Annotated in this window: 23 protein-coding genes; 2 read left to right on the top strand and 21 right to left on the bottom strand. The window is 45.3% G+C overall.

Annotated features, from left to right (window positions below; translation table 11 throughout):
- Window positions 1-63: 63 nt before the first annotated feature.
- On the top strand, window positions 64-1,080 hold the full coding sequence (gene ansA, locus ORJ00_RS11550; RefSeq protein WP_027670671.1) for an asparaginase: 1,017 nt from the start codon (window positions 64-66) through the stop codon (window positions 1,078-1,080).
- Window positions 1,081-1,152: 72 nt separating this feature from the next.
- On the opposite strand, the gene ORJ00_RS11545 is transcribed toward ansA, so the two are convergent.
- The 7 genes from ORJ00_RS11545 to msrB all read right to left on the bottom strand — a co-directional run bounded on the left by ORJ00_RS11545 (window position 1,153) and on the right by msrB (window position 9,420).
- Window positions 1,153-3,864 carry a DUF349 domain-containing protein gene (locus ORJ00_RS11545; protein WP_306139917.1) on the bottom strand — a complete coding sequence of 904 codons (2,712 nt, stop codon included), beginning with the start codon at window positions 3,862-3,864 and terminating at the stop codon, window positions 1,153-1,155.
- Complete coding sequence (locus tag ORJ00_RS11540; RefSeq protein WP_306139915.1) at window positions 3,854-4,135, bottom strand: YeaC family protein; 282 nt, start codon at window positions 4,133-4,135, stop codon at window positions 3,854-3,856. Before ORJ00_RS11540 ends, ORJ00_RS11545 begins: the two co-directional genes overlap by 11 nt.
- 2 nt (window positions 4,136-4,137) lie before the next feature.
- Window positions 4,138-4,464 (bottom strand): hypothetical protein, encoded by a 327-nt coding sequence (locus ORJ00_RS11535; protein ID WP_027670668.1) that lies wholly within the window; start codon window positions 4,462-4,464, stop codon window positions 4,138-4,140.
- A gap of 36 nt (window positions 4,465-4,500) precedes the next feature.
- On the bottom strand, window positions 4,501-6,099 hold the full coding sequence (gene pbp4b / locus ORJ00_RS11530; protein ID WP_306139914.1) for a penicillin binding protein PBP4B: 1,599 nt from the start codon (window positions 6,097-6,099) through the stop codon (window positions 4,501-4,503).
- Window positions 6,100-6,173: 74 nt separating this feature from the next.
- Entirely contained in the window at window positions 6,174-7,301 is a 1,128-nt protein-coding gene (locus tag ORJ00_RS11525; RefSeq protein WP_305974564.1) for a M14 family metallopeptidase, read from the bottom strand.
- 153 nt (window positions 7,302-7,454) lie between these two features.
- Window positions 7,455-8,906 carry a glyceraldehyde-3-phosphate dehydrogenase gene (locus ORJ00_RS11520; RefSeq protein ID WP_027670665.1) on the bottom strand — a complete coding sequence of 484 codons (1,452 nt, stop codon included), beginning with the start codon at window positions 8,904-8,906 and terminating at the stop codon, window positions 7,455-7,457.
- Window positions 8,907-9,033: 127 nt separating this feature from the next.
- Window positions 9,034-9,420, bottom strand: coding sequence for a peptide-methionine (R)-S-oxide reductase MsrB (gene msrB / locus ORJ00_RS11515; protein WP_027670664.1), 387 nt, complete (start codon window positions 9,418-9,420; stop codon window positions 9,034-9,036).
- A gap of 156 nt (window positions 9,421-9,576) precedes the next feature.
- Here msrB and ORJ00_RS11510 point away from each other — a divergent pair, with 156 nt between their 5' ends.
- Window positions 9,577-11,352, top strand: a complete 1,776-nt coding sequence (locus ORJ00_RS11510; protein ID WP_306139912.1) for an alkaline phosphatase D family protein — start codon at window positions 9,577-9,579, stop codon at window positions 11,350-11,352.
- A 61-nt stretch (window positions 11,353-11,413) separates the two neighbouring features.
- On the opposite strand, the gene ORJ00_RS11505 is transcribed toward ORJ00_RS11510, so the two are convergent.
- The 14 genes from ORJ00_RS11505 to malQ form a co-directional block, all read right to left on the bottom strand.
- Window positions 11,414-11,929, bottom strand: a complete 516-nt coding sequence (locus ORJ00_RS11505; RefSeq protein WP_156885939.1) for a hypothetical protein — start codon at window positions 11,927-11,929, stop codon at window positions 11,414-11,416.
- An 84-nt stretch (window positions 11,930-12,013) separates the two neighbouring features.
- A complete protein-coding gene (locus ORJ00_RS11500) occupies window positions 12,014-12,553 on the bottom strand; it encodes a GNAT family N-acetyltransferase (RefSeq protein WP_027670661.1) in 540 nt (179 codons plus the stop codon).
- Between the two features lies 1 nt (window position 12,554).
- Entirely contained in the window at window positions 12,555-13,001 is a 447-nt protein-coding gene (locus ORJ00_RS11495) for a hypothetical protein (protein ID WP_240474847.1), read from the bottom strand.
- Between the two features lie 29 nt (window positions 13,002-13,030).
- Complete coding sequence (locus ORJ00_RS11490) at window positions 13,031-13,438, bottom strand: GFA family protein (RefSeq protein WP_306126672.1); 408 nt, start codon at window positions 13,436-13,438, stop codon at window positions 13,031-13,033.
- Between the two features lie 19 nt (window positions 13,439-13,457).
- Complete coding sequence (locus ORJ00_RS11485; protein WP_305974574.1) at window positions 13,458-13,907, bottom strand: GNAT family N-acetyltransferase; 450 nt, start codon at window positions 13,905-13,907, stop codon at window positions 13,458-13,460.
- A 42-nt stretch (window positions 13,908-13,949) separates the two neighbouring features.
- Window positions 13,950-14,372, bottom strand: a complete 423-nt coding sequence (locus tag ORJ00_RS11480) for a hypothetical protein (RefSeq protein ID WP_156885938.1) — start codon at window positions 14,370-14,372, stop codon at window positions 13,950-13,952.
- Between the two features lie 55 nt (window positions 14,373-14,427).
- Entirely contained in the window at window positions 14,428-15,246 is an 819-nt protein-coding gene (locus ORJ00_RS11475; protein WP_306139910.1) for an alpha/beta fold hydrolase, read from the bottom strand.
- A 99-nt stretch (window positions 15,247-15,345) separates the two neighbouring features.
- Window positions 15,346-15,750 (bottom strand): DoxX-like family protein, encoded by a 405-nt coding sequence (locus ORJ00_RS11470; protein WP_306126705.1) that lies wholly within the window; start codon window positions 15,748-15,750, stop codon window positions 15,346-15,348.
- A 32-nt stretch (window positions 15,751-15,782) separates the two neighbouring features.
- Entirely contained in the window at window positions 15,783-16,052 is a 270-nt protein-coding gene (locus ORJ00_RS11465) for a hypothetical protein (RefSeq protein ID WP_306139909.1), read from the bottom strand.
- Between the two features lie 137 nt (window positions 16,053-16,189).
- Entirely contained in the window at window positions 16,190-17,392 is a 1,203-nt protein-coding gene (gene purT, locus ORJ00_RS11460) for a formate-dependent phosphoribosylglycinamide formyltransferase (protein ID WP_306139908.1), read from the bottom strand.
- Window positions 17,389-18,918, bottom strand: coding sequence for an NADP-dependent phosphogluconate dehydrogenase (gene gnd, locus ORJ00_RS11455; RefSeq protein WP_306139907.1), 1,530 nt, complete (start codon window positions 18,916-18,918; stop codon window positions 17,389-17,391). The genes purT and gnd overlap by 4 nt, the downstream gene beginning before the upstream one ends.
- Window positions 18,919-19,012: 94 nt before the next feature.
- On the bottom strand, window positions 19,013-21,073 hold the full coding sequence (gene glgX / locus ORJ00_RS11450; protein ID WP_306139906.1) for a glycogen debranching protein GlgX: 2,061 nt from the start codon (window positions 21,071-21,073) through the stop codon (window positions 19,013-19,015).
- A 39-nt stretch (window positions 21,074-21,112) separates the two neighbouring features.
- Window positions 21,113-23,296: a 1,4-alpha-glucan branching protein GlgB gene (gene glgB, locus ORJ00_RS11445; RefSeq protein WP_306139905.1), complete on the bottom strand. Its 2,184-nt coding sequence runs from the start codon at window positions 23,294-23,296 to the stop codon at window positions 21,113-21,115.
- A 78-nt stretch (window positions 23,297-23,374) separates the two neighbouring features.
- Complete coding sequence (gene malQ, locus ORJ00_RS11440; protein WP_306139904.1) at window positions 23,375-25,555, bottom strand: 4-alpha-glucanotransferase; 2,181 nt, start codon at window positions 25,553-25,555, stop codon at window positions 23,375-23,377.
- Window positions 25,556-25,745 lie beyond the last annotated feature (190 nt).

Here is a 25,745-nt window from a genome sequence, read left to right as displayed (position 1 = left end):
AGTCTATTACAATGCCCGGTACGTAACCGGGCATTTTTATTTGCATAGCATTATTTGAATATTATGAGCAGAAAACGTATTTATGTCGCTTATACCGGCGGCACCATTGGTATGCAGCATTCCGAGCAGGGCTTTGTTCCTGTACCAGGCTTTTTAACCGATACGGTAAAAAAAATGCCGGAATTTTATCGGTCTGAAATGCCCGAGTTTGATATTCATGAATATCATCCTGTTATCGACTCTTCCGATATGACACCTGAACATTGGCGACATATCGCTGAAGATATTCAACAGCACTACCTGAATTACGATGGTTTTGTCGTATTGCATGGTACAGACACCATGGCCTATACCGCCTCTGCGTTGTCTTTTATGCTGGAGAACTTACAAAAACCGGTAATTATAACTGGCTCACAAATTCCGCTGGCGCAAATGCGTTCTGATGGTCAGGTTAATCTACTCAATGCACTGTATCTTGCAGCTAATTACCCCATTGCTGAAGTTGCTTTATTTTTTAATAATCAATTATTTCGCGGTAATCGCGCAACGAAAGCGGATGCCAGTGGTTTTAATGCGTTTGCTTCACCCAATTTTCCGCCATTACTCGAAGCCGGTATTCATATCAATTTAATCGCAGGCCAGTTAAACCAGACAATAGATGCCGATCCATTGACGTTGGCATCAGTGGTGCCACAACCTATCAGCGTGGTGACACTGTATCCGGGGATCAGCACAGATGTAATACGTAATATGACAACGGCGCCAGTACGTGCCTTAATTATCAAATCATTTGGCGTAGGTAATGCCCCACAGCGGCCAGAGTTATTACAAATACTCTCTGATGCAAGTGCTCGCGGACTCATTATCGTTAATTGCACGCAGTGCTTTAAAGGTAAGGTTAATATGCAGGGCTATGCTACAGGTAATGCGTTAAAACAATCTGGTGTCATTAGCGGTTATGATATGACATTGGAGGCCACCCTAACCAAATTACATTATCTGCTGAGCAAACCTTTGAATCCAGACGCTATTCGCCAACAAATGCAGCAAGATTTACGCGGAGAGCTGACAGCAGATTAAGTCTGCTGTCAGACAATACTTTGTTAAACGTTTTGCAAGAAGGATTGTTAAAAGCTTTGTAAAAAAGCGGCTTTATTCAAACAGTGCTTTAACACGGGCTAACAACGGCAGCTCTGCCTCTACAACGGCACCAAACTGTAACCAACGCTTAAACAACGTGTGTTTATCTAGCACATTGCCTTGGTTGTGCTTATCCGATAGCAGTAGCAGTTGCACTTGCTGACGTGCCGGTTGCATTTCTATGGGCGAAGCAACATCGCAAATAATTTCCAGAGCCAGTGTAAGCTGTGCGCGAGTTAACTGTTGCTCCTGTCCCTGGGCAAAGCTATCGCGATACTTAGTGGGTAACTGTTCCGCGGTCAACGCAGGATTTGCTAGCAGGTTAAACATCTCGACAACGTCTCGCTGTTGTTGTTGTTGTTGCCAACTAATAAGTTTTTGAGCAAGTGTATCCCGTAACTGCCTTACCACTTGCTGAGCAGCGCCGTTTTGCGGCTGTAACCCTTCAACCTGCTGTTGCAAGGCACTTAGTTCAGCGCCACTGCTTGCTTGTTGTATCGCGGTTTTTAATTCAGACAGCGTTGCATCAAACTGCTGCAACTCAGCTTGTTCAGCCAATTGCTGCTGTTGTGCTTGCTCTACACGTGCATTAAAAAAACCATCACAAACGGCCCTAAATTCAAGCCACAACGACTGATCTTGTTTACGCGCAGCCTGCCCCAACGTCTTCCATTGCTGCTGACATTCTTTAAGAATTTTTGCCGTGACGTTTGCCTCACTTAACGAAATGGCAGACTGTGCTTTTGCAATAAGTTGCTGCTTTGCGTCCACCACCTGTTGCTGCGCGGCCAGTAACCCCTCGCGCAAAGGCGTTAATGCCTGAGTAAAGGCATCATTTAATACTGAAAACTGCTGCTTATCCACCGCACCAGCTTGTTGCCAGGCTTGTTTTAACTGATTCAACTGCTTATCCAGTGTTTTAACGTCCAGATTTTGTTGTTGTAATAAAACAGCTTGCTGAATCAGTTGCTCTCGTTGTTTAACGTGTTCAGCACGCTGTGCATCTAACGCGGCAAAATAAACGCGACACGGGGCAAACGCTTGCTCACACGCCACATCAAATGCATTATTTAACTGCGCTTCCATGGTCGCATCAGCTTTGCCTAAACTGTTCCACTGTGCACGAGCCTGTTTTACCTCATCTGCACGCTGGCGGATTTGATTATCAGGTACCTCAGCACTTAACTGCTGCATCTGCGCCAGTAATTGTTGCTTACGCGGTGTGGCAATATATTCCTGCCAATCTGCCAGCTCTGTCATTTTGTCACGGGCAAACTCGTAATCTTTACTTAGCTGAGCACGTTGCTGTTCAGTAAGTTGTTGATAATCTTCTTCAATGCCTTTAAAAAGACCAAAAAGCACCTTGTACTTACCGGCATTGTATAGCCTGCGATACTGCGCTAATTTACTGCGACACTGACGTTGAATTTTTTCACTTTCTGCATCAAAAGACTTTGCCAGGTCCTGCCACTGTTGAGACAGTGCGGTTTTAGCTTCAAGTAAACTTGCTGGCACCGCAATAACCATCGCTTTAGTTAAACGACGCCACTCTTGCTGCCATAGAGTTAACTGCGTCGTATGCTGTTGGTACTGCTCTGCGGTTGTTGGAGCAGTTAACGCAGCCCAGTCAGCAACTATGCGGGTTAATTGTGCTAATTGTTCGGCCAACAGCGGTAATTGTGCTAAACGCTGTTGTAACTGTGATATACCTTTAGCCAAACTCGCCCGGTTAGCGACATCAGCGTCAGCTAACTTAGCCGACAACTCCTGTAACTGCTGCTCCAACTGCTGCGCCGCATTAATATCCGTATTTAATAGCGTTTGTTGCAGCTGCTGCTCTAGTGTAACCAATTCCTGCTGCAATGCGTGTTGTTGTTGAGCCTGAGCTGCATTTTTCGCCTGCTCTGCCTGAATACTCTCTAACTCAGCCAAGCGTGGCGCCAACCAGTGTTGTAACTGCTGAACTATTTTGTCGTATTTGGCCTGATATTCAGCAGCTTCTTCGCCAAGGCAAGCCAGCTCTGGTGTTAATTCTTGCCAATGAGTTTGATATTCCCCAAGCTGCTGCGGGATGTCAGACAATGTTACTCGCTCACGTATGGCATTAAGTTTGGCCAGTAATAACGTAAGCTGCTTACGCAGCAATAACGGTTTTTGTTTTTGTTCGTGGCAATATTGTAATTTTTGCACCACGTCAGTTTGTAACTCACCATCTAGCTGTTTCGCCAGTTTCTCCAGCGTCTTTTCATCATTTATTTGAGCCAGCAATTCTCGTTTTTGTGCTAACTGCAATACCGGATCTTGTAGCGCTTTCTGATTAAGCTCGGCTTTATTTAGCCGCTGCAACAAACCAAATTTAATACCGGCGTCTGTTTCAGTTTGCGCTAGTTGCTCAAGAATGCTGCTGCGGTTGCACTGAGCAATAAACTGTTGTTTGAGCTTCGGCTCAACTTTATTTTGTAATAATTGACTGATCAACGTTTGCTCAGCCAACTGTTGTAAACGCTCGGCGCTATCATGTTTACTCGCCTGCCACCATAATGCGAAATCGTTTAGTTTTAGCAAAGCGGCTTTGCGAACAGCTTCAGCCCCGTCGTTAAATGCCAGCTCATGCAAAACAGATTTGTGTTCCTGATCATCTTGGTTCAGATCCGCTATAGCTAACTGTCGCACAGCGGCATCGGCATGTTGCCACTTAGGTTTAAAAAAACGTTTAAAGATCATCGTGCGAGAACCTTGCAATAGACGGCTGAGTGTCGAACTGTTTTTTTAGTTCGGCTTTAGATTTGTGTACCATTTGACCATCGGCACCAATGGTAAAAAGTTCTTCAGATTTAAGAACTTGTGCCTGATACGCCATAACCAACTGCAGACTTTGTTCACGCTGGCTTTCGTCCATCGCATTGCCATCTGCCCAACGGCCGGTCGCAACAGCATCGGCCAATTTTTCATAAGTATCAGGCGTCATGGCCTGAACGAGTGCAGTAAAATTCATTTTTATTTACGCTTTTTCATAAACATGATGCGGGCACGGCTAATCATATACCAACAAAAGCCGATACCGATTGCGCCGCCGGCGACATATTGCTGATAACTACCAGCTTGAGGGTCCCACCAGTACATTAAACCAAAGCCGGCTAAAAATAACAGTAAAGCAAACATAGAATGATTAACTAAGCTTTGCGCTTTATCCAATGCTTTATTACGCTCTAGCGAGTCACGCTTTTCCGGTGTTAAACCTGCAATATCACCGTTACATTTTGAGCATATCGCACTTTTATCAGAAATTTTTTGCCCACAAAATGGGCAGGAAATAATAGCCATAGTACCCCAATATAAATTTGGCTGCGTTTCAGCCGCCTACTGCATTGCTTCGTATATTTTACTCATGATGCTGCCATACATGCCAGTTTCAAACCTGTCTCCGGCAAAATAATAGCCATTTTCACCTTCAGCCAACACCGGGCTGTGTTTTTTATTGGTCAGTAACACCACAATCAAGCCATAATAAGGGTCAATTAAGGTTGCAGTTCCTGTCCAACCGGTATGGCCAAAGGCATATGCACTTGCATACGGGCCAAAGTGCCAGTTTAGATCGCCACCCGTTGCTGTACGCCATCCCAAGCCAACCGTATGATCCGACACTGACGGACGCACAAATTGCTGTAACACCTCAGAACTAAATACCGGTGTCAGCGCGTATCCACCTTGCAATGCCAGCATGGCTAAACTGGCTGTTTCTCTGGCTGTAGAAAATAACCCCGCATGCCCTGCTACACCATCAAAAGCATAATGCGCCTTTTCATCATGAACATTACCACGTACTACGCCACGCGTGTCTGCTGGAAATATAACCCTACCACCTCGACTATTACCGTCCAGCTCTGTCGCAGCGATGCGTTTTGCCGGTATACCCTTTCGTAGTGGGTTAAAAACGGTGCTACGCAACCCCATAGGTTGATACAGGGTATGCTCTAAGTAATCATCTTGTGTTTTGCCAGTAATACGTTCGATTAGCAAGCCTAACAACATGTAATCAATGTCGCTGTACACTGCTTTGCCGCCACGGGCACGTTCAAAAGGCACTTTAGTCGCGACAAGCTGCATACTTCGGTTACGATCCAGTGAATAGAACTGCTCGCCATGTCGATTATCGGGTCGATGAAAATGCACCTCTGGTGGATAACCCGCGTTATGGTAAAGCAAATCACTCACCAGACGTTGCTCGCGACCATCCCCAACATACTCGGTAATATACTGTTGCACGGGCAAATTGATGTCTAACAATCCCTGACTAACCAAATGCATAATAGCGTAATTGGTCGCATACATTTTAGTGTTAGAGGCCAAGTCAAATAGCGTGTCTGTACGCATTTTTTCAGGTTGCGTCAGCATATTACCGCTACTATCAAAACGGCTGGCAAAACCGTAAGCTGTTTCTTTGATCACTTTGCCATTTTTAGCAATTAATAAAACTGCGCCTGGAAAACCTTGTGCAACTTCACGGTTAATTAACTGATCCAGTTCATCAAGCACCGCCGAAGAAAAGCCTGCTTGCTCGGGTGTGCCAGCTTGTAATTCAGGATAAGGCAAAACTAACCGTACTTTGGCACCTAAAGGCTTTAAATTTAGCAGCGCTAATTGATTAAGCCCGTTGCGGGTATACTGGCTAATATCAAATACTAAATGCTGCCCCAGGTTAGCGTCCGGTGTCAGCATAAACGCTTTGCCATTAATATTTAACGTTAGAGTTTGGGCTGTAGCCAATTCAACCAGTAGCTTACCCTGCCCCTTGTAGCCCATGAAACTGGCACGGTTATTCACCAGTGCCCGTTTACTGCTGTTTTCTGGCCAACTCACATCAAGCTGACCTGATGATATGCCTTGGCTCAATGCCAACCGTTGCTGAGCATTTTGCTTCGTGACAGGTAGCGGCGATACAGCAAGCCATTGCTGCACCGAAACACAACCTGTGAGCAAAAGCAGCGCTGATATCAGCACTGCTTTTGTTATTGTGTTAAGCACATTCAAACTTAACCCAGCTTGTTAACAACGGCTAACACAGCGGGCAGCATGTCTTGGCCCAGTTTCATTGAGCGAACATCGGACCAACCGTAGGCTTCATCGGGTAAGTTGGCATTGTCTTTAAATGGCATTTCAACAGTGTATGCCAGACATTTAAACTGCTCACCCACCCATGCCGTTGCCACGGTCATATTGGCCTGACCCGGTGCATCCAAATCATAACCAAACTCGGTTTGAAACTCTGGCGTTACCGCTAACAACGTTTGCTTAAACACATCTTCCAGCATCTTAATCCGGTCGTTGTATGATGGAACACCTTCTGTTCCAGCGACAAAGTTATAAGGTAAATTTTCATCACCGTGCATATCTAAAAACAGGTCAACACCGGTTTCGAGCATTTTTTGTCTAACCAAGTACACTTCAGGACTTTTTTCCATCGAGGGTGCTAACCACTCGCGGTTTAGATTCATGCCAGCGGCGTTGGTGCGCAAATGGCCACGGACCGAGCCATCTGGGTTCATGTTGGGCACTATGTAAAACACCGCTTTATCTAACAGTGCGCGAGCAACACCATCGTCTTCATCTAACAGCCTATCCAGTAACCCTTCAATCAGCCACTCGGCCATAGACTCACCCGGATGTTGGCGTGCCGTAATCCATACTTTCTTTTTGCCTGCTTCGGGCTCACCAACAATTAACAAACTCATATCGCGGCCATCTAAGGTTTCACCCAGCTCAACCAGTTGACAGTTATAATCTGACTGCGCCTGATGTAGTAAATCCATATGACGCTCGTAGCTATACGGCGCGAAATAAGCAAAATATACCGATTCTGCTTCAGGGAAATGCTTAATCGTTAATGCTTTACCATCATATTCCGTTTCAACACGAAACCAGGTTTGACGATCGTAAGATGCCACGGCTTGATACTCTTTCCAACCGTCCGGATAGGCCGAGTCACCGGCATTGGTAATAGTAAGAGTATGCTCCTGGGCATGTTCGGTACTTAAACGAAAGTGAAACCATTGATAGAAATCTGATTGATTGTCTTTGCGGATGGCCAATTGAATGTTATCAGGGGTATCTGCCTGAATGACGTCAATGTTACCGCTGTCAAAATTGCTGGTGATTTTCATAAAGTAAACCCAATGCCGATAAAAAGAAAAAACTAGCACAGCATTAATCATGCTTAAAAGTACGCTGTATGCCAGTTGTTGGTGAACAGGATTCTAACAGGTTAGCGCCAAAGAAAAAGCCGCTTAAAAGCGGCTTTTCGATGAAGTAACGAATTAACGCGCTACCGGCAACGTTGGGTACTTAATACCGGCCATATCGTTCATCACACGAATAACCTGAGTACTGTAACCGAATTCGTTGTCATACCATACGTACAACACACAACGATCACCATCAACAATAGTCGCTTGAGAGTCAACTACACCCGCATAACGCGAACCAACTAAATCTGATGATACGATCTCAGTAGAGGCGGTAAAGTCAATTTGGTCCTGTAATTCAGAGAATAACGACGTTCGCTGTAAAAAGTCATTCATCTCTTCGCGACTGGTTTCACGGTTTAAGTTCAGTGACAAAATGGCCATAGACACGTTTGGCGTCGGCACCCGAATAGCATTCCCCGTCAACTTGCCTTTTAACTGAGGCAAGGCTTTAGCCACAGCACTGGCTGCACCTGTTGATGTTAGCACCATATTCAGTGGCGCTGCACGACCGCGCCGCTCTGCGCTGTGGAAGTTATCAATCAGGTTTTGGTCATTTGTGTAAGAATGCACGGTTTCAACGTGGCCGTTACGAATACCAAATTCATCTTCTAAGGCTTTTAACACCGGCGTAATGGCATTGGTAGTACAGCTGGCAGCTGACACAATCTTGTGTTCCGGCAGAATCATATGCTGATTTACACCGTAAACAATATTGGGAACTTCGCCTTTAGCTGGCGCCGTTAACAGCACCTTAGCGCTGCCTTTGCTTTTAAAATGAATACTCAGTTCTTTGTCATCTTTCCAGATCCCGGTGTTATCAACCACCAGTGCATCATGAATACCGTATTGCGTATAATCCACTAGCTCAGGAGAATTAGCGTAAATTACCTTAATAAAGGTACCATTGGCTTTAATACCTTGATTTTCTTCATCAATGGTAATACTTCCATTGAACGGGCCATGAATTGAGTCACGGCGCAATAAGCTGGCACGCTTCTCCAAATCACCCTTTTTACCACCACGCACAACAATTGCGCGTAAACGTAATTTGCTGCTAGGCCCTGAGCGCTCTAACATCAGGCGCGCTAACAAACGGCCAATACGGCCAAAACCGTAAAGCACAACATCAACTGGTTTTACTTGATCTTCACGATCAAGAATATCGGACAGTTCAGCTGCTAAATACTCTTCCAATGCGATGCCATTCGCCGCATTTTTATAGATGAAACCATAAGCCAGCTTGCCAATATCAACACGACCCGGTGCTATATTCATTTTGCTAATCGCATCTAGCACAGGAAAACATTCGCGCAGGCGCAACTTTTGCCCTTCAAAACGCTCAACGCTTTTATGTGCTTTTATAATATCGATTGTTGTCGCATTCACGAGTGGGCGGCCATACACCACCACTTCAATGCCTTTGTTGCGATACAGTCTGCCAATAATTGGCTGCATGTTTTCGGCATATTCTTGGCGCTCTTGCCAGCTCTTCTGATACATTTCTTCGTGCGATAGGGTCATGTGTGTAGGCCTTTTACTTCATTAAGATGAATTAATCGGGTGTTAAAGTGAGGTCTGCGCCGCTAATTGCTTTAACGGCGCGTATTGTAATAGAAGTTGAAAGGCTACGACAACAGTTACAGCTTTTTTATTCATTTTCAGCTGTAAAGCTTAACGAAACCGAGTTTACACAATAGCGGGTTCCTGTAGGCGCCGGTCCATCATTAAACACATGCCCCAAATGCGCATCACAATTTGCACACAATATTTCAGTTCTTGTCATACCATGGGTATTATCAGGCTGATACTTTACCTTATCTGCAACTGCTTGATAAAAGCTTGGCCAGCCACAGCCTGCATCAAATTTAGTGTTTGAGCTAAATAATTTGTTATTACAACAAATACAGTGATATGTCCCCTGCTGTTCATTATGGAGCAGTTCTCCGCTAAAAGGATACTCAGTACCTTTAAGGCGAGTAACCCGATACTGTTCATCAGTTAACTGCTCACGCCATTGTTGCTCTGTCTGTTTCATCTAATTTGTTTCCTTAATAAAGTGCGCTGTTATACCTGCTTAAACTACATAATGCTGTATACGTAAAAAACTGCCTCATAGTGTTTTTTTTCTAGCAATTCACATTGTTGTCATGAATTTTTGTTTCACTGCGCTGGTCGAACCAGGAGAATATTAATGACCAGACTAACCCGCCGTGATTTTCTTTTTGCCTCAGCTGCGACCATTGGCAGCGTGGTAATCTCTACCAGCCTAACAGGTTGTAGCAGTGATGAACCAGCGCCGCAACCACTGCCCTATAATGTTGAATTCTCACACGGAGTAGCCTGTGGCGACCCAACAGCTGATGCGCTATTACTATGGACCCGCGTAACTGCTGATGCAGCAGAAGTGCCGCTAGAGTGGCAATTGGCGCTGGATAAAGAATTTAGTCAACTTGTTCGTTCCGGTGAAACAACAACGTCTGCCGCCAGCGACTATACCGTTAAAATTGATGTGCGTGATTTATCGGCCGGGAGTGAATATTTCTATCGCTTTAGGGCGGGGACACAATATTCAGCAATAGGACGGGGTAAAACGTTACCTACTGGCGATGTTAACCAGGTAAAACTGGCAGTATTTTCCTGCGCAAACTATCCGGCCGGTTATTTCCATGTTTACGCTAAAGCAACTGAAATAAGCAACTTAGATGCAACGATTCATTTAGGTGACTACCTTTATGAATACGGCGTTGGTGGCTATGCCAGCGAAGATGCCGCAGCACTGGGTCGTGAAGTGCAACCGGTTAACGAAATGGTGAGCTTGGCTGATTATCGCCAACGCTATGGGCAATACCGCACAGATACCGCTTTGCAGCAACTTCATGCTGCAGCGCCTATGATTGCCGTTTGGGATGATCATGAAGTTACTAATGACACCTGGCGTGACGGTGCTGAAAATCATCAACCCAATGAAGGCGATTTCACCGAGCGAAAACGCGCTGCACTTCAAGCCTACTTTGAATGGATGCCAATACGCCCACTTTCGGCGAATGACGAAGAAACCATTTATCGTCAGTTTGAGTTTGGCAACCTGGTTAATTTACTTATGCTCGATACACGGGTTATTGGCAGAGACAAACAGCTTGAATATGCCCAATACATTGACCCGGTAAGCGGTCAACTTGATGAAACTCGCTTTAGCGCTGATTTAACCCAAAGCAACCGCACTATACTAGGCAATGAACAGCTGCAATGGCTACAAGATAAACTAAGTCAGAATGATGCTCGTTGGCAAATACTTGGCCAGCAAGTACTGATGGGGCGTATGTTGTTACCTGGTGCTGTTGCGTTACAGCAATTAAGTATTACGGATTTCGCCGAGCTGGCTACACTTGCACAATTGGCTGCGCGGGCACAGGCAGGCGATCCTTCGTTAACTGCAGAGCAACTGGCTTATTTGCAAGCAAATCAGCAACGCTTAACCCCTCAGGTTATCGCACTTTTGCAATTACCCGCCATGCCTTACAACCTTGATGCGTGGGATGGTTACCCTGCAGAGCGTGAAGCCATACTGGCCAATGTTGCTGCGAACCAGAAAAAACTGCTGGTGCTAGCCGGTGACACGCATAATGGTTGGGCTAACCATCTTGACCTGGCTGATGGCACCCCGGTAGGGGTAGAGCTTGCAACGTCATCCGTTACATCACCCGGTCTAGAGCAATATATTAATCTGCCAGACCGAGCATCAGCCGTTGCAACAGAGCAGGCTCTGGTACAACTCATCAGTGGATTACAATATGCCAACCTTTACGATAGAGGCTTTATGGTGTTAACAGTCAGCCCGGAAACCGTTAATTGTCAGTGGCTCTATGTAGATACCATCAAGCAAGCTGAACATCGGTTGCTTAATGAACGTCAACAAAACGCAAAAATTGATTGGACTGATTCAGCAACCCGCCTAACCTTAATTTAATAAAAACAACTTTATTAAAAGCAGCTTAAATAAGGCAGCGTTAATAAAAGTGAATACCAAGCTATTCAGCAAATAGCTTGGTTATATTGCGGTAATAGTGTGTAGCAACTTTGCGCTTAGGAAATTGTAACGCATCCGTTATTTGGCGAAAATGTGCATCGTTATCCGCTAAAACAAAGCTGTAACCACCGGTTTTAGAGGTAAGTATTGTCATACTTAATTGCGTAGAACCGTCACCACTACGAATATAATTAAGACTATCCCTTACCGGATACTTATCAATGCTAAAATTAAAAAATTGAAGGGCATATTCAATTTGCTGATAAGACGTTGGAAACTCGGTACGAGCCGAAAAATAACGGCTATAGGCACGGGATATTTCATCGCGCGGAGCAAATTTCAGCTCCGTTTTTTCAAGTCGCTCAAAATGCAACTTACAATGCCCTACCGTTTTCTGCTCAATCATTTTCCAGCAAGGTTTATTCTGCTCAGCTGAAAAATCTACTGCTGGCTTAGCATATAAAGCGCTGCTAAAAACCATCGCTGTTATCAGACATATTCCTATACGGACTGACATAATTTCTCCCTGACATCATTATCAAACACAGCTAAAACAGGCAGTGCGAACATTATATATAGACTTAAAACACTATTAATTCAATTAATTATTTTCAAGAAAATAACCGTTACCTACTGTGTTATTAACTAAACCATATCGCAAATCATCAACAAAAACACCGTTAATTTCAGTATTATTTTTCAACCGTTCCTCAAGTTGAAACCCTTGTTTTTGAAGTAACGCTACCGAAGCACTATTTTCAGCTGCACAGACGGCAACCAGCTTATGTAAATTCAATACTGAAAACGCCTGTTTACAAAGCAATCCAAGGGCTTGCGATGCGTAGCCCTTGCCTTGCGCGTCAGATAACAACATAAAACCCACTTCCGCTACAGCCGCCTGGTGGTCAATTATCTTTAAGCCAATAGTGCCTACTTTTTTTTCTGTTACGGTTTCAACAAGGGTGTAGCTTAACCAACCGCTACTTTTGTGATGCCACGGTACAAGTCGCTCAGCAAACAATTTAGCCGCCTGCGTGACAGTTAAAGGTGTATACACATACTGCATAATAGTTTGGTTGGTGCACAGTGCAATAAATAACGTTTTATCGCTGGCCACTAGAGGCGCAATACGAATAGCCAATTTAAAACTTGTCCGATGTAATACTTAAATAATGCCAGGCTTTAACTGTACCCAACGCGAAGAGTGCACCAATAAATAAACAAATGGTTGAACTTACCAGCCAAAATAACACACTGTTCTCCGGAAACAGCGGCATAATGGCAACAAAGGCCAGCCCGCGCAGCAGAAAAATAGCCGATATAACACACAGTGCCGTTCGTAGTAATGGTAAGCGCCGTATTATCCCCGCGCCAGATAAAGCATAAAGCGCCCATAGCATTAATATCAGCACCAAAATAGTGGTAACAATGGTGGGGTGCCAATCGCCCCGCTCAGCCATCAGTGCCATCTGCTCGCCGGCACCAAAAAAGCGATACCAGTCTGCGCCAAAGACAATACAACCCAAATGCGCTAATGCTGCCAGTGCGCAACATAACGCAGCGCCAGTAAGATAATTGCTTTTTGCCAAGTGCAGTGCTTCCCCTAATATTTTTTGCGTTATTCACGTCCAGGCTCAAAGCGGTTGTAACGCGGTAAATCAGCATCTAAATCTTCCCAGTTGGCTTTTGAACTGTAAAAGTTATGTGATAGTGGCCGCTCGATAATATCGCTGTTTAAAATACCCAGCCGAATGCGAAACCGCGTCGGGTCGTCGGCATTGCTGCTGTATACTGGCGAGCCGCAGTTGCGGCAAAAATGCCTAAGCCGGCCAGGTTTAAAAGCAAAATGGCTTAACTGCGCTTCGCCTTTTACTACTGTAAAATCTGTACTATTCACAAAGCCATTAGTGGCAAAGGCGGTACCGCTGGACTTTCTACACAGCGAGCAATGACAATGAATAATGCTACTGATAGGCCCTGTAATTTCAACCTCAATTTCACCACACAAACAAGATCCCCGGTACATGCGACACTCCAGTTAAATGTTAAACAGCTTTAAGTGTGATACTGGCCAACATATCTTCGCCTTCATCATCCAGCCCTTGTTCAATAAAACCAAAGCTACCATAAAAGTTTTTTGCTACCGGATTTTGTGGGTTGTAACAAATTTCAATTTGCTTAATGTCAGTATCTTGTTTGATTTGCGCTAACGCCAATGTCATCGCTTTGCGCCCAATACCTTGATGCTGGAATTGCTTATCCACCATAAAACGCCAAATGGAAATAAGTTCCGGCGTTTCTTTTACCCACATAAAAAACCCCACCGGCTGATCCCCTTGGTAAATAGCTCTGCAGGTGTGGCCATCGTTGTAGGCCGCCTCAACCAAAGACCACATATTGCAAGCCACAAAGGGCTCTTGTTGCTTAGTGACATCCAGCTCACATACCGCTTCATAGTTTTCGTGGTTTACGTCACGTAATGAAATATTCAACATTGCTCCTTGATAAATAGATGCTTCTTGAAAAAGAGCTGCCAATTAAAACTGCCAGACAATCTCATTGCGCAGCTCTTCAACTGCTTTTTTCTGCTGGCCGGCAACCGCCACATAAACAAAACTACCTTTATCAAGCGCAACACACTTAATTGCAGCACGGTTTTGCAGGTAGTTACCATATACATAGTTGCCGTTTTGAACCACAGAGCCAAACTGCATGGTTTCAAGCACCGCTTTGCCTTTAACTGCGCATTGCTCAGCAGACAACGTGAGCACCTTATGGCCAGACCATAGTTTGGGGGTATAAGGTTGGCTGGTGTATGTTGTTTTGTTTACCACCTTAGCAGGCGCAGTATCTTGCGCTATGGTCTGTTCCACCGGCTGCACCGCGACAGGTTTAACTGCACAGGCTGATAACAACAACGTTGACACCAGCAGCGAAGCTTTACACATTACATATTGCACAGTTTCATTCCTTTGGTTTGATTAACGCAGCGGGGTTCAGTTTTGCCGCACTTAATCACTTGTGTTTAGTTTTATTTAGTTTTGTAATCAAGCGTTGCAATTCTGTCAGCACCAAATTCGGCTCATCAAACTGTACAAAGTGCCCGCTTTTATCGGTTAATACCGCCCGCCCCTGCGGAAAATCTGCGGCCCAGTTGTGCCAGTGTTCACCCCAAAGCTTACGGCCCTGGTCGGTGAAAAATAAATTGGCCGGGTTTTCTGTCTTTTTAACTGAAGCAATAACCGTGACCGGCATATCCTTAATTTTCGGATAATCCGGTAATGGCCGTTTGCTCCAAAAATCTAAATAGTTATTCGACATGCCATTTTTCATGTCATCCAGCTTAATAGCTGCAATTTCTTTATTGCCTTGCTCCAGATCTATGGCACGCAGTACATCAACGTCATGTTCAGATGACGGGTCTAGCATTAGCAAGGCTTTAACTTTGTCCGGGTAAGCGGCGGCAAAATCCCGCGCTATACTGCCACCATAAGAGTGCGCAACTAATATTACCGGTTTAGCTACCTGCAGTTTATCCAACAGTTCGCTGGCGTAATCAGCATAATCGCGCGAGGTAAAATGGCGTTTAACTTGGGTTGAATTACCGTTGCCAACGCGGGAATAACGAATAACAGTAGCTTGCTCTGCAAACTGGCTAAACACAGGGTCCCAGTCGGTCATTGCCGAACTAGCACCCGCTTCTAATAAAACGGTGTGTTTGCCATTACCAGCAATTTCGTACTCCAGCTCGAACTCATTAACATTAATAAACTGACTTTGGCTGGCACCAAGGGTAAAAGACAGTGCCGCAAAAATTGAGACTACAACTTTCAAAATAGCTCCTGATGAGAAAACAAAATAACAGATTCACATAATGCTTTAATCAATGACGGCATTTAACCTTCTAAATTGGTGTAAATATTCAAACGTGGTTTATTCTTGCTGAAAACGATTTTTGTTATCCTTTTCCGTGTAACCGTTGCTATCCAGTTGCCTGACCATGTAATACCCCAATACGATTAACGGTACATTAGTGGTTATAGGATTAAAAGCTTCAAGCAGAATAAAAGGCGTCATTATGGCAGCGAATATTAACAAGCCAACTAAACCAATAAGGTTTAATAGCTGAACCATCCTCAGCCGGTAGCAGCAAATAAATACCAGGCCAAAAATCACTTCTGCCACGCCGGCAGTTTTCACCAGATAATATGTAATGTCGTCAGAAAAACCCAAACTTCCGGTCATTGCCTGCTCCAGCGGGGCAATTTGCAATAGTTTTGGGAAGATACCGTGGTAAATCCAGGTTAAACCAATTACATAACGCGCTATTTGTACCATGTTCAAAATTCGACATTCCCTATCGTAAGCGTTTAATGATTAGTCTTTTTTTGCAATCGGGATTTCTCCTGCGTCAGCATGAGTATTTTGTATGTTCCCCAAAGCATAATTGCTGCACCGACAAAGATAATGCTGTTAACCACAGCTTGATCTTGCAATATGGGCAGTATTGATGCGCCATCGTCAGTAAATTTAGCGTACAACCCCACGCCAAATAGCAAGCTGCCAGGTGCTTCAAATAAGGTAATTTTAATAACCTGTTTATCAATGTCTTTAATTCGCTGCTGATGTTGCTGCTGCATGCGTCTATACCTGTTTTAAATGATGACCAACAGGCGTTGATGCTAGTGGATTTTATTAGCAAAGTGAACAACTTATTTACAAAAGCAGGCATAAAAAAACCACCCTCAGGTGGTTTTTATGCAGCATTATAACAATCTTATTTCAGTGTCACTCTTAGTTTGCTAATCACATTAAGCGCTTTTTGCGTTGCCGCTTCTACAGTGTCACTTAACGCCAGTGCTACGCCCATCCGGCGCTCGCCTTGTACTTCGGGTTTAGCAAAAATACGTAATTCGGTATCTGGCTCGGCTAAAGCATCGGCTAAACCATGATACTGAATATCGGCACTGTTGCCTGGCACTAACAACACGGCAGAGGCTGCCGGGCCGTATTGTTTAATCTGTGGAATAGGTAAGCATAAAATAGCGCGGGCATGCAAAGCAAACTCACTTAATTGCTGGGATATCAAGGTGACCATGCCGGTATCGTGTGGTCTGGGTGATACCTCAGAAAAGTACACGCTATCACCTTTAATAAACAGCTCTACGCCGAATAAACCATAACCACCTAAAGCCTCTACCACCGCTTTCGCGTAGCTTTTTGCCGTTTCAAAGGCGACACTGCTCATGGCCTGTGGCTGCCAGCTTTCACGATAATCGCCTTTTTCCTGCCGATGGCCTATCGGTGCACAATATTGAATACCGGACACCGAATTTACCGTTAACAGCGTAATTTCGTAGTCGAAGTCGACAAAGCCTTCTACTATAACCCTACCCTTACCGGCGCGTCCGCCTTCCTGAGCGTAAACCCAGGCCGCGTCCAAATCAGCGTCCGAACGAAGCACGCTCTGCCCTTTACCACTGGATGACATGATGGGTTTAACTACGCAAGGGTAGCCAATGGTGTTAACCGCAGCGATAAAGCTGTCTTTATCACTGGCAAAAACAAAAGGTGACGTAGCCAACTTTAATTCTTCCGCGGCTAAGCGGCGGATGCCTTCCCGATTCATCGTCAAATTCACAGCTTTTGCACTGGGTACCACATTGAAACCGCAGTCTTCCAGTTCAAGCAATACCGAGGTAGCGATAGCTTCCAGCTCTGGCACAATTAACGCAGGTTTTTCAGTGATCACCAATTGACGCAGTGCAGCGTTATCTAGCATAGACATGACTACGGCTTTGTCTGCAACTTGCATGGCAGGTGCATTAGGGTAACGATCTACTGCTATCACCTCACAGCCATAACGCTTTAGTTCGATACACAGTTCTTTACCTAATTCACCAGCGCCTAATAACAGCACCTTAGTGCTGCTAGCGGTACCCGGAGTACCAATATGTTGTATGTTATGCTGAGTTGTCATTTTACTTTCACCATCGGCCGGTCTTTTTGGCTCCATTCTACGTGAAACATTTTGCCCTTGGCCTTGTCGGTACGTTCGAAGGTATGCGCGCCAAAATAATCGCGCTGGCCCTGCAATAAATTAGCAGGTAACACTGCCGTGCGATATGAGTCGTAGTAACTAAGCGCCGAGCTTAATGCGGCTACAGGAATACCCGCTAAGGTGGCGTTAGCTACCGCTTTGCGCCAATTTTGTTGGTAAACAGAAATTTGTTTGGCGAAGAAGGGATCTAATAACAAATTCTCTAATTCATCGTTACGTTCATACGCTTCGGTAATTGACTGTAAAAACACAGCACGAATAATACAACCAGCGCGCCAGATTTTAGCAATTTCGGCAAAGTTTAACTGCCAGCCATGCTCATCCGCGGCGGTTTTCATTAAATGAAAGCCCTGTGCATAAACGCATATTTTGGCGCAATACAGCGCATCGTGTAGTGCCTGGATAATGTCTTCTTTTTGCTCAGGAGAAATTAAGCTTTGCGCCGGGCCTGCCAATACTGTAGCCGCCTTTACCCGTTCATGCTTAAGCGCTGATAACGAGCGAGCATACACCGCTTCAGCAATTGTTGGTGACGGACTTCCCAGTTGCAAACTACTAACAGCTGTCCACAAGCCGGTGCCTTTTTGGCCAGCCTTGTCCATAATGACATCAACTAACGGCAAGCCTGTTTCAGAGTCTTTGGTTGCCAGTACATCGGCGCTTATACCAATTAAATAGCTATGTAACTTGCCTTCATTCCAGCTTTTAAACACCTCTGCAATTTCTGCAGCAGGCATACCAAGAATATCGCGCATCACCTGATAGGCTTCACAGATAAGCTGCATGTCAGCATATTCAATGCCGTTGTGAACCATTTTTACATAGTGGCCAGAGCCACTTGGGCCAATATAAGTTGCACAGGGCTCACCTTCCGTAACAGGATTGCCAGGCTCAAATCGTTCAATGGGTTTACCGGTAGCAGGGTCTACTTTCGCGGCAATCGCCTGCCACAATGGTTTAATGCGTGTCCACGCGTATGGGTCGCCACTTGGCATAAGTGACGGGCCAAAACGTGCTCCCACTTCGCCACCGGATACAGCGGTTGAAAAGAAAATAAACTTACCTTCAAAATCTTTTTCGCGCGCAACGGTATCTGTCCACAAACTATTACCGGTATCAACAATAATATCGTCGGCCTGAATACCAGCATCAATCAGCTTGTGGCAAACATCGTCAACCGGCTTACCTGCCGGGACGGACAACACAATAAGATGAGGTGCTGACAAACGCGACAGCAATTCAGTGTAAGAGCTGCAAGCAATAACGCGGGCCGGTTTATCGCCACGCTCCGCTTTATCCTGCGCCAGTACCGATTCTAATTTCTGATGGTCCAGGTCAAAGGCGGCAACACGGTAACCGTTATCGGCGAGGTTCAAAATAAGATTTTTGCCCATCACACCGGCGCCGACAAACCCGATATCACAAAGTGCTGCTGTGTCTGTCATCTGACATTCCTTCATTATTGTTGCCCCGCTACGCCTTCGATGAAGGCTGCGGCATTCAAATGGCGCGCATTATACTGAAAAGGCAGCAATAAACCTACTGCCAGACTGAGATACTCTGTGCACTCTGTTGATACTGACTTACCCGATTAGCGTCTTCTTGTTGCAGCCCTTTGTCGATACTGGTATCAAACAGCAACTGCCATTGTCGCTTAGGCATACTGATATTAAGCGGCGTCTCTGCAGCATTGAAAACGAACAACAAACTGACTTTAGACACTTTATTGCTGATTTGGAAAATACAACCAGACCGCTGAGGGTCGTGCCAGTCATGCTCTTGCTTTTCACTTCCATCGGGCAAAAACCAGGTGATTTGGTGTTTATCACCATGCAACTGATAACTGTCATCAAGTAGTGATAACTGCTGCAAACAGGCATATTTACGTCGAAATGCCAGCATCTGGCGAACAAACTGCAAAAAGTCATCTTCATCGCTGTCTAAATGCCAGTCCAACCAGCTAATGTCGTTGTCCTGACAATAGGCATTGTTATTGCCACGCTGAGTATGGCTAAGCTCATCCCCACCTAACCAGTGGATCATGCCCTGACTAAGCAGTAAAGTCGCCACCAGATTGCGTTTATGCTGGTATCGATTAGCGATGACCAGCGGGTCTTTCGTTGCCCCCTCCACACCATGATTACTGCTTAGGTTATGGCTATGTCCATCACGATTTTCTTCACCATTAAGCCAATTGTGTTTATCGTTATAACTGACAACATCATGTAGCGTAAAACCATCGTGATAAGTTAAATAGTTCACACTACAGCATGCGGGTCTATGGTGTTTTTGGAAAATATCCCGCGATCCCAATAACCGGGTGGTAAATTCGGGTAACACGCCTTGGTCGCCACGCCAAAATGCACGAAAAGTATCACGACACTTGTCATTTAGCTCTGACCATTGCGCAGGGAATTGACCTAATTGATAGCCCATTGGGCCAACATCCCATGGTTCAGCTATCAACTTGACGCCAGACAGCACAGGGTCTTGTGCGATGATTTGAAAAAACGCAGCGTAAGGGTTAAATCGCTTGTGCTCCCGGGCGAGTGTTGTGGCCAAATCAAACCGGAAGCCATCAACCTGCATTTCTGTAACCCAATAGCGCAGTGCATCCATTACCAATTTTTGTACCATTGGATGCGCAACGTTTAGCGTATTACCACAGCCGGTATAATTACAAGGCTGGCTAAAATCGGTAATGTCGGCATGACTTTCAAATAAGTAGTAATGTTTATTTGCCAAACCACGGAAACTCAGAACCGGGCCATCCTCTCCGGCTTCAGCCGTATGGTTAAATACAACATCTAAAATGACTTCAATACCGGCTTGATGATAGCTGCGTACCATCGTTTTAAACTCAGATACGGCATCATTAACCTGATAACGTGGTTCTGGTGCAAATAAGCTTACCGGATTATATCCCCAGTAATTACTCAGTTGCAGTGCGTTAAGTCTTGGCTCACTTAAAAATGCCGCTACAGGCAGTAACTGCAATGTAGTAATACCTAACTGCTGTAAATGGCTTATAACCGCAGGATGACACAAGCCAAGATAGGTACCACGCAATGGTGGTGGCACCTCAGGGTGAAGCATGGTTATGCCTTTGACATGCGCTTCGTAAATAACAGTTTTTTCGCGAGGAACCTGCGGTTTAACACTGCCTTGCCAATCAAACTGCTGCGGTTTAAGTACACCTTTGGCCAGCATATAGTGGCTTTTAGTTTGATACAGCCGTTGATTAAAACTTAAACTACGGTTCAGCTGTTTCACATAGGGATCCAGCACAACACGCTCAGCATCAAAAGCCAAACCTAGCTCTCGGTTATCTGCGCCTGCCGCTTTAAACGCATACAAGGTGCCGCTATCAATTCCGTCTACCTGCAGATGCCACACAGGCCCAGTGCGGCCACTAAAGTTAAACTCACCAAGCAACTCCTCGGTGTCAGGTAAATACAGGCATAACGTTAACGCAGAGGCATCAGGTGCAAAAACCGCGAAGTTCCAGCTGGTAACGCCTGCTTCTTCAGACACCAACGTAGCACCAAGTGGAGCGGCGCTACCTAAAGACATCTTCAATAACGGTATCTGATTACTCATTGCCTTAGTTCACTCATTGTTTGTCGTTCGTGTAAATCATTAAACTCTTTTTCGTATATACAGTGTTGCCAGGGGGGGTAACTGCAAACAGATACACTGCGTCATTCCCTGATAAGCATGGTTTTGCGTAACAAGCCCGCCACCAACATCAAAATTACTGCCCCAATAGTAAGTGCTATCGGTATTAAGAATAACTTCGTACTCTCCAGCTTGCTCTACACCCAACAAAAAGTTTTGACGTGGCAGTGGGGTAAAATTGCACACAACATAAATGACGTTACCCGCTTTATCACGACGCAGAAAGCTCAAAGTACTGTTATCTGCATCCTGATGATCTAACCAACGAAATCCATCTTGCGAATAATCCAACTGATAAAGTGGCGCCAGACGGCGGTAACAGTGGTTTAAATCACGACATAATTGTTGCATACCGCGGTGTTTATCGTAATCCAGCAAGTGCCAATCCAAACTTTGCATGTGGCTCCATTCACGGCCCTGTGCAAACTCATTGCCCATAAAGTTCAGTTTCTTGCCAGGATGCGCAAACATAAAAGCATAATACGCACGCAAATTCGCAGTTTGTTGCCATTCATCACCGGGCATTTTGTTCAGTAAACTGCCTTTACCATGCACTACTTCGTCATGTGACAGCGGTAAAATAAAGTTTTCGTTATAGGCGTACACCATAGAAAATGTCAGGTCGTTATGATGATAACGTCGGTACGCCGGATCCTTACTGATATAACGTAAGCTGTCATTCATCCAACCCATGTTCCATTTAAAACCAAAGCCTAACCCCCCCATATCAACCGGTCGTGACACCATAGGAAATGAAGTAGATTCTTCGGCTATAGTAATTGCCTGTGGGAACTTGCTATACACTTCGGTATTAAACCAGCGGAAAAAGCTAATAGCTTCATAATTGTGGTTACCACCGTCAATATTTGGGATCCACTCACCTTCCTGGCGTGAATAATCCCAGTACAACATTGACGCAACAGCATCTACCCTTAAGCCATCAATGTGAAAATGCTCTAGCCAATACAAGGCACTGGCAATTAAAAACTGGCGAACATAGTCTTTACCGTAATCATAAATGCAAGAGTTCCAGTCTGGATGCCAACCACGACGCGGGTCTTCGTATTCATATAAATGGCTACCATCGAAACGGGCTAAACCATGGCCATCTTCCGGGAAGTGAGCCGGAACCCAATCTAAAATAACGCTGATACCAGCCTGATGGCAGGCATCAACAAAATACTTAAAGTCATCTGGTGAACCAAACCGTGAAGATGGTGCAAACAAGCCCAGTGGCTGATAGCCCCAGGAGCCATCAAACGGATGTTCCATCACCGGTAGCAGCTCTATATGGGTATAGCCCATGTCCAACACATATGGAATTAATTTGTCGGCCAACGCCCGGTATGTTAACGGCTGATTATCCAGATCGCGACACCAGGAACCCACTTGCAGCTCATAAATACTCATGGGACTGGTTAATGGGTCAGTTACGGCTCTGTTGCGCCAGGTTGCATCTTGCCACTGGTATTGATTGTGGTCATAGACTAAAGAGGCATGCGACGGGTATTGCTCCGCGAAAAATGCCATAGGATCAGATTTGTGTGGCAATAAATGACCATGACTATCTTTGATTTCAAATTTATAGCGCACGCCGCTTGCAACCTCCGGCAACACTAGCACCCAATGCCCGCAGTGGGTGCGTTGCATCGGATGCACCCGACCATCCCAATTATTCATATCGCCAATCAAACTTACATTGCTAGCATTTGGTGCATATACCGCAAACCGACAGGCATTAACTTGTTTCCCACCTACATTAAGGCTAATGAGTTGCGCGCCAAGTTGGCGATATAGATTTTCTGGCTGACTACCAACATAGTGCACGGCGTAAAATGCTTCGTCCGTAAACTGATAAGGGTCGAACAACTGATACTCAAAACTACCGCTCTTCACCGTTAGGATGTATGGCTCTGTAACACGTTTTTTCGGTAACGATAATTCAAACACACCAGAATAAAGACTATTGGCCGTTAGCTCACCCAAGGACTTGCCCGTTTTGGCCGACACGGCACTCACCGCTAAAGCATCCGGTAAATAAACCCGCAGTATTAAGCCTACCCGACTGTCCGCTTTGAGCTGTTGCCAGCCAAGCACGGAAAATGGTTCTGCACACTTTACCTGTTGTAATAGCGCTAAGCTCATAGTCTATCCTTATTATTGCTTTTTTTCGTTGCCTGCCAGTTTTACCGCAATCAGTGTTTTAGCTATTGGAAACACCTTTTAGCTATTGCGTCGCTTAGTAATGTCTTTAAACAGCTCAGTCATACCACTTTTTTGCCGCCACTGCTCGATTGGCTGTGACAATTTACGCCGCCAGTTTGGGTATTCTGTGCAAGTGCCGGGAATATTGACTGGCTGCGTCATCTCCAGGGCATCTTCCAATTGCAGGCACAATAACTGGCTGCTGGTCACGGCAAGATGCCGTTGCATGGCAAAATTCAGCGTAGTATCCATGCCCAGATGGTCAACACTGCGGGTATAATCAGCCGGAAGCACATGATGACCATGCAAAGAGTCTAGGATACGTTGTTTATTATTATGCCGTTGCGCATACAAGCCCTGTAGCTGGTTCTCATCCTTGTAAAGCCCCAGCTCTTTACCCAGGCGTAAATCTTCGCAATGCCAAAAACCGATTAAAGTAGGTAAATCATGTGTTGTTAATGTCGCCATCGCCTGTCGGGGGTAATGTGCTGGCGAGATATAGCCACCGTCAGCGGCGGTTTCAAAGAAAAATACGCGGTAAGAATATACGCCATACTGCGCCAGCATCTCGCGGATACCATCAGGCACGGTGCCCAAATCTTCACCAATTATCACCGCACTATTGCGCTGGCTTTCTAACGCCAAAATACCCAGTAAATCCATAATAGGATAGTAAACATAAGCACCTCCACCAGCATTGTCCGCTTGTTTAGGTACCCACCATAGACGCAGCAACGCCATTACATGGTCGATACGTAACGCACCAGCATGCAGCATATTAGCGCGCAGCAAATCTATAATGGGTTGGTAGCCCTGTTTATATAATTCGAAAGGATACATCGGGGGTAAGCCCCAATTTTGCCCCGCAGGGCCAAGCGGATCCGGCGGAGCGCCCACACTGGCGTCCCGACAATACAACTGCGGATTTCCCCAAATCTCAGTCGATGCTTCACTTACGCCTACGGCTAAATCACGATACAACCCCAACAACATACCGGCATCCTTTGCAACCTGTTGAGCAGATGCCAATTGTTGTTGTGCGATAAATTGAAGATAACAGTAAAACTCCAGCTCTGCTTTATGTGATTTAGCAAACGCAACTACAGCAGGAGATTGCGGTTGACGATATTCGTCAGGCCAATTTGGCCAGCCCCAGTTCATACTGTCTTGCTGGTATAAATGGGCGTGTAAGGCGTCATACAGTGCCAACTGCTGTAAGCTGGCCCCTCCTGCCTTTTTAAATTGCTTATAGGATTTACTCAGTGCTTTTGCTGTGGTTTTCTCATTCTCAACAAACCATTGAAACGCGCTTTTCATCACTGGCAGTTTTAATTGCATTACACCGCTGTAGTCAACAAAGTCTTTATCACGCTGCGCACTGAGCTGTGCCTCAAATGTTGGTGCTGTTACCAGACTTTGCGTTCGGCTACACTGAGCGAAACCAGGCATTGCGCTGACATCAATATAAGCAATATTTAGCCAGCGTCTGGATGACGGGCTATACGGACTGGCACTTTCTGGCATTGCCGGATACAACGCGTGAATGGGGTTTAACCCAACAAAATCGGCGCCCATATCGGCTAAGTAGCGTACTGTATTACCAAGGTCGGTAAAATCACCAATACCCCAATTTCGCTCTGAGCGCAGGCCATAAAGTTGCAACGATATGCCCCATTGCTGTTTATGTTTAAACATTTCCGGCTCAAAACAATGGCCCGGTGTAATAATTAATGATTGCTGCATCGTATCGTTATTGCGCTGCAACTTATGATATCCCGGTGCAAGCGATAACGGCAGCGGGTGCTGGTACTGATGATACTCAACTTCATCTAATACAGTAACCTGGACTAACTCGCCATCAACAGGTATCAATGTAAAGGGGTATTCAACACCATCTTCGCTGGTTAATAAAAAAGTCCAGGTCTCATTAGCCTGTTCCAGCGTTACGTTAAGTAACAGTTGCAGCTGTTCATCCATTCTTTGAACTGACACCGGTTGCAGTGGCTGCTGCCAGAAATCAAGTTGACGCGACAATAGCTGCAAACGCGCGGTGTCATCATCGTCAATGTCAAAGCCCTGTGCACTAAGCAGCGCCAACCGGTGCTGTTCACTCACTCTGGTGGGTTGGCCCCAGGCATCATTAAATTCTGTTTCAATACCACAAAAGGCTATGAGTTCAGCCAGTAAGGTAGCGTCCATGAAAAATCCCCAGTCTTGTCAGTTGGCTATCGCATATTCTAGGCGGCATTGCCAGTAAAGTCATTGTTCATTTATGTCATTTAATTACATAAATATCAGTTTTTACGCGTTTAAAACTTGAAATAACCGACAATTAATGTAATTTTACTACATAATGTTTTTACTCAATTTCAGATTATCTATTAAACGG

It is taken from the genome of Rheinheimera baltica, from assembly GCF_030731985.1.
GTDB classification, from domain to species: domain Bacteria; phylum Pseudomonadota; class Gammaproteobacteria; order Enterobacterales; family Alteromonadaceae; genus Alishewanella; species Alishewanella baltica.
This window is presented reverse-complemented; position numbering and strand designations above follow the sequence as displayed.

What these genes read in the sequence shown, in the direction of transcription:
- ansA (WP_027670671.1), top strand. Translation starts at nt 64, where the DNA reads ATGAGCAGAAAACGTATTTATGTCGCTTATACCGGCGGCACCATTGGT.
- ORJ00_RS11545 (WP_306139917.1), bottom strand. Translation starts at nt 3,864, where the DNA reads ATGATCTTTAAACGTTTTTTTAAACCTAAGTGGCAACATGCCGATGCC.
- ORJ00_RS11540 (WP_306139915.1), bottom strand. Translation starts at nt 4,135, where the DNA reads ATGAATTTTACTGCACTCGTTCAGGCCATGACGCCTGATACTTATGAA.
- ORJ00_RS11535 (WP_027670668.1), bottom strand. Translation starts at nt 4,464, where the DNA reads ATGGCTATTATTTCCTGCCCATTTTGTGGGCAAAAAATTTCTGATAAA.
- ORJ00_RS11525 (WP_305974564.1), bottom strand. Translation starts at nt 7,301, where the DNA reads ATGAAAATCACCAGCAATTTTGACAGCGGTAACATTGACGTCATTCAG.
- ORJ00_RS11520 (WP_027670665.1), bottom strand. Translation starts at nt 8,906, where the DNA reads ATGACCCTATCGCACGAAGAAATGTATCAGAAGAGCTGGCAAGAGCGC.
- msrB (WP_027670664.1), bottom strand. Translation starts at nt 9,420, where the DNA reads ATGAAACAGACAGAGCAACAATGGCGTGAGCAGTTAACTGATGAACAG.
- ORJ00_RS11510 (WP_306139912.1), top strand. Translation starts at nt 9,577, where the DNA reads ATGACCAGACTAACCCGCCGTGATTTTCTTTTTGCCTCAGCTGCGACC.
- ORJ00_RS11505 (WP_156885939.1), bottom strand. Translation starts at nt 11,929, where the DNA reads ATGTCAGTCCGTATAGGAATATGTCTGATAACAGCGATGGTTTTTAGC.
- ORJ00_RS11490 (WP_306126672.1), bottom strand. Translation starts at nt 13,438, where the DNA reads ATGTACCGGGGATCTTGTTTGTGTGGTGAAATTGAGGTTGAAATTACA.
- ORJ00_RS11485 (WP_305974574.1), bottom strand. Translation starts at nt 13,907, where the DNA reads ATGTTGAATATTTCATTACGTGACGTAAACCACGAAAACTATGAAGCG.
- ORJ00_RS11470 (WP_306126705.1), bottom strand. Translation starts at nt 15,750, where the DNA reads ATGGTACAAATAGCGCGTTATGTAATTGGTTTAACCTGGATTTACCAC.
- ORJ00_RS11465 (WP_306139909.1), bottom strand. Translation starts at nt 16,052, where the DNA reads ATGCAGCAGCAACATCAGCAGCGAATTAAAGACATTGATAAACAGGTT.
- purT (WP_306139908.1), bottom strand. Translation starts at nt 17,392, where the DNA reads ATGACAACTCAGCATAACATACAACATATTGGTACTCCGGGTACCGCT.
- gnd (WP_306139907.1), bottom strand. Translation starts at nt 18,918, where the DNA reads ATGACAGACACAGCAGCACTTTGTGATATCGGGTTTGTCGGCGCCGGT.
- glgX (WP_306139906.1), bottom strand. Translation starts at nt 21,073, where the DNA reads ATGAGTAATCAGATACCGTTATTGAAGATGTCTTTAGGTAGCGCCGCT.
- glgB (WP_306139905.1), bottom strand. Translation starts at nt 23,296, where the DNA reads ATGAGCTTAGCGCTATTACAACAGGTAAAGTGTGCAGAACCATTTTCC.
- malQ (WP_306139904.1), bottom strand. Translation starts at nt 25,555, where the DNA reads ATGGACGCTACCTTACTGGCTGAACTCATAGCCTTTTGTGGTATTGAA.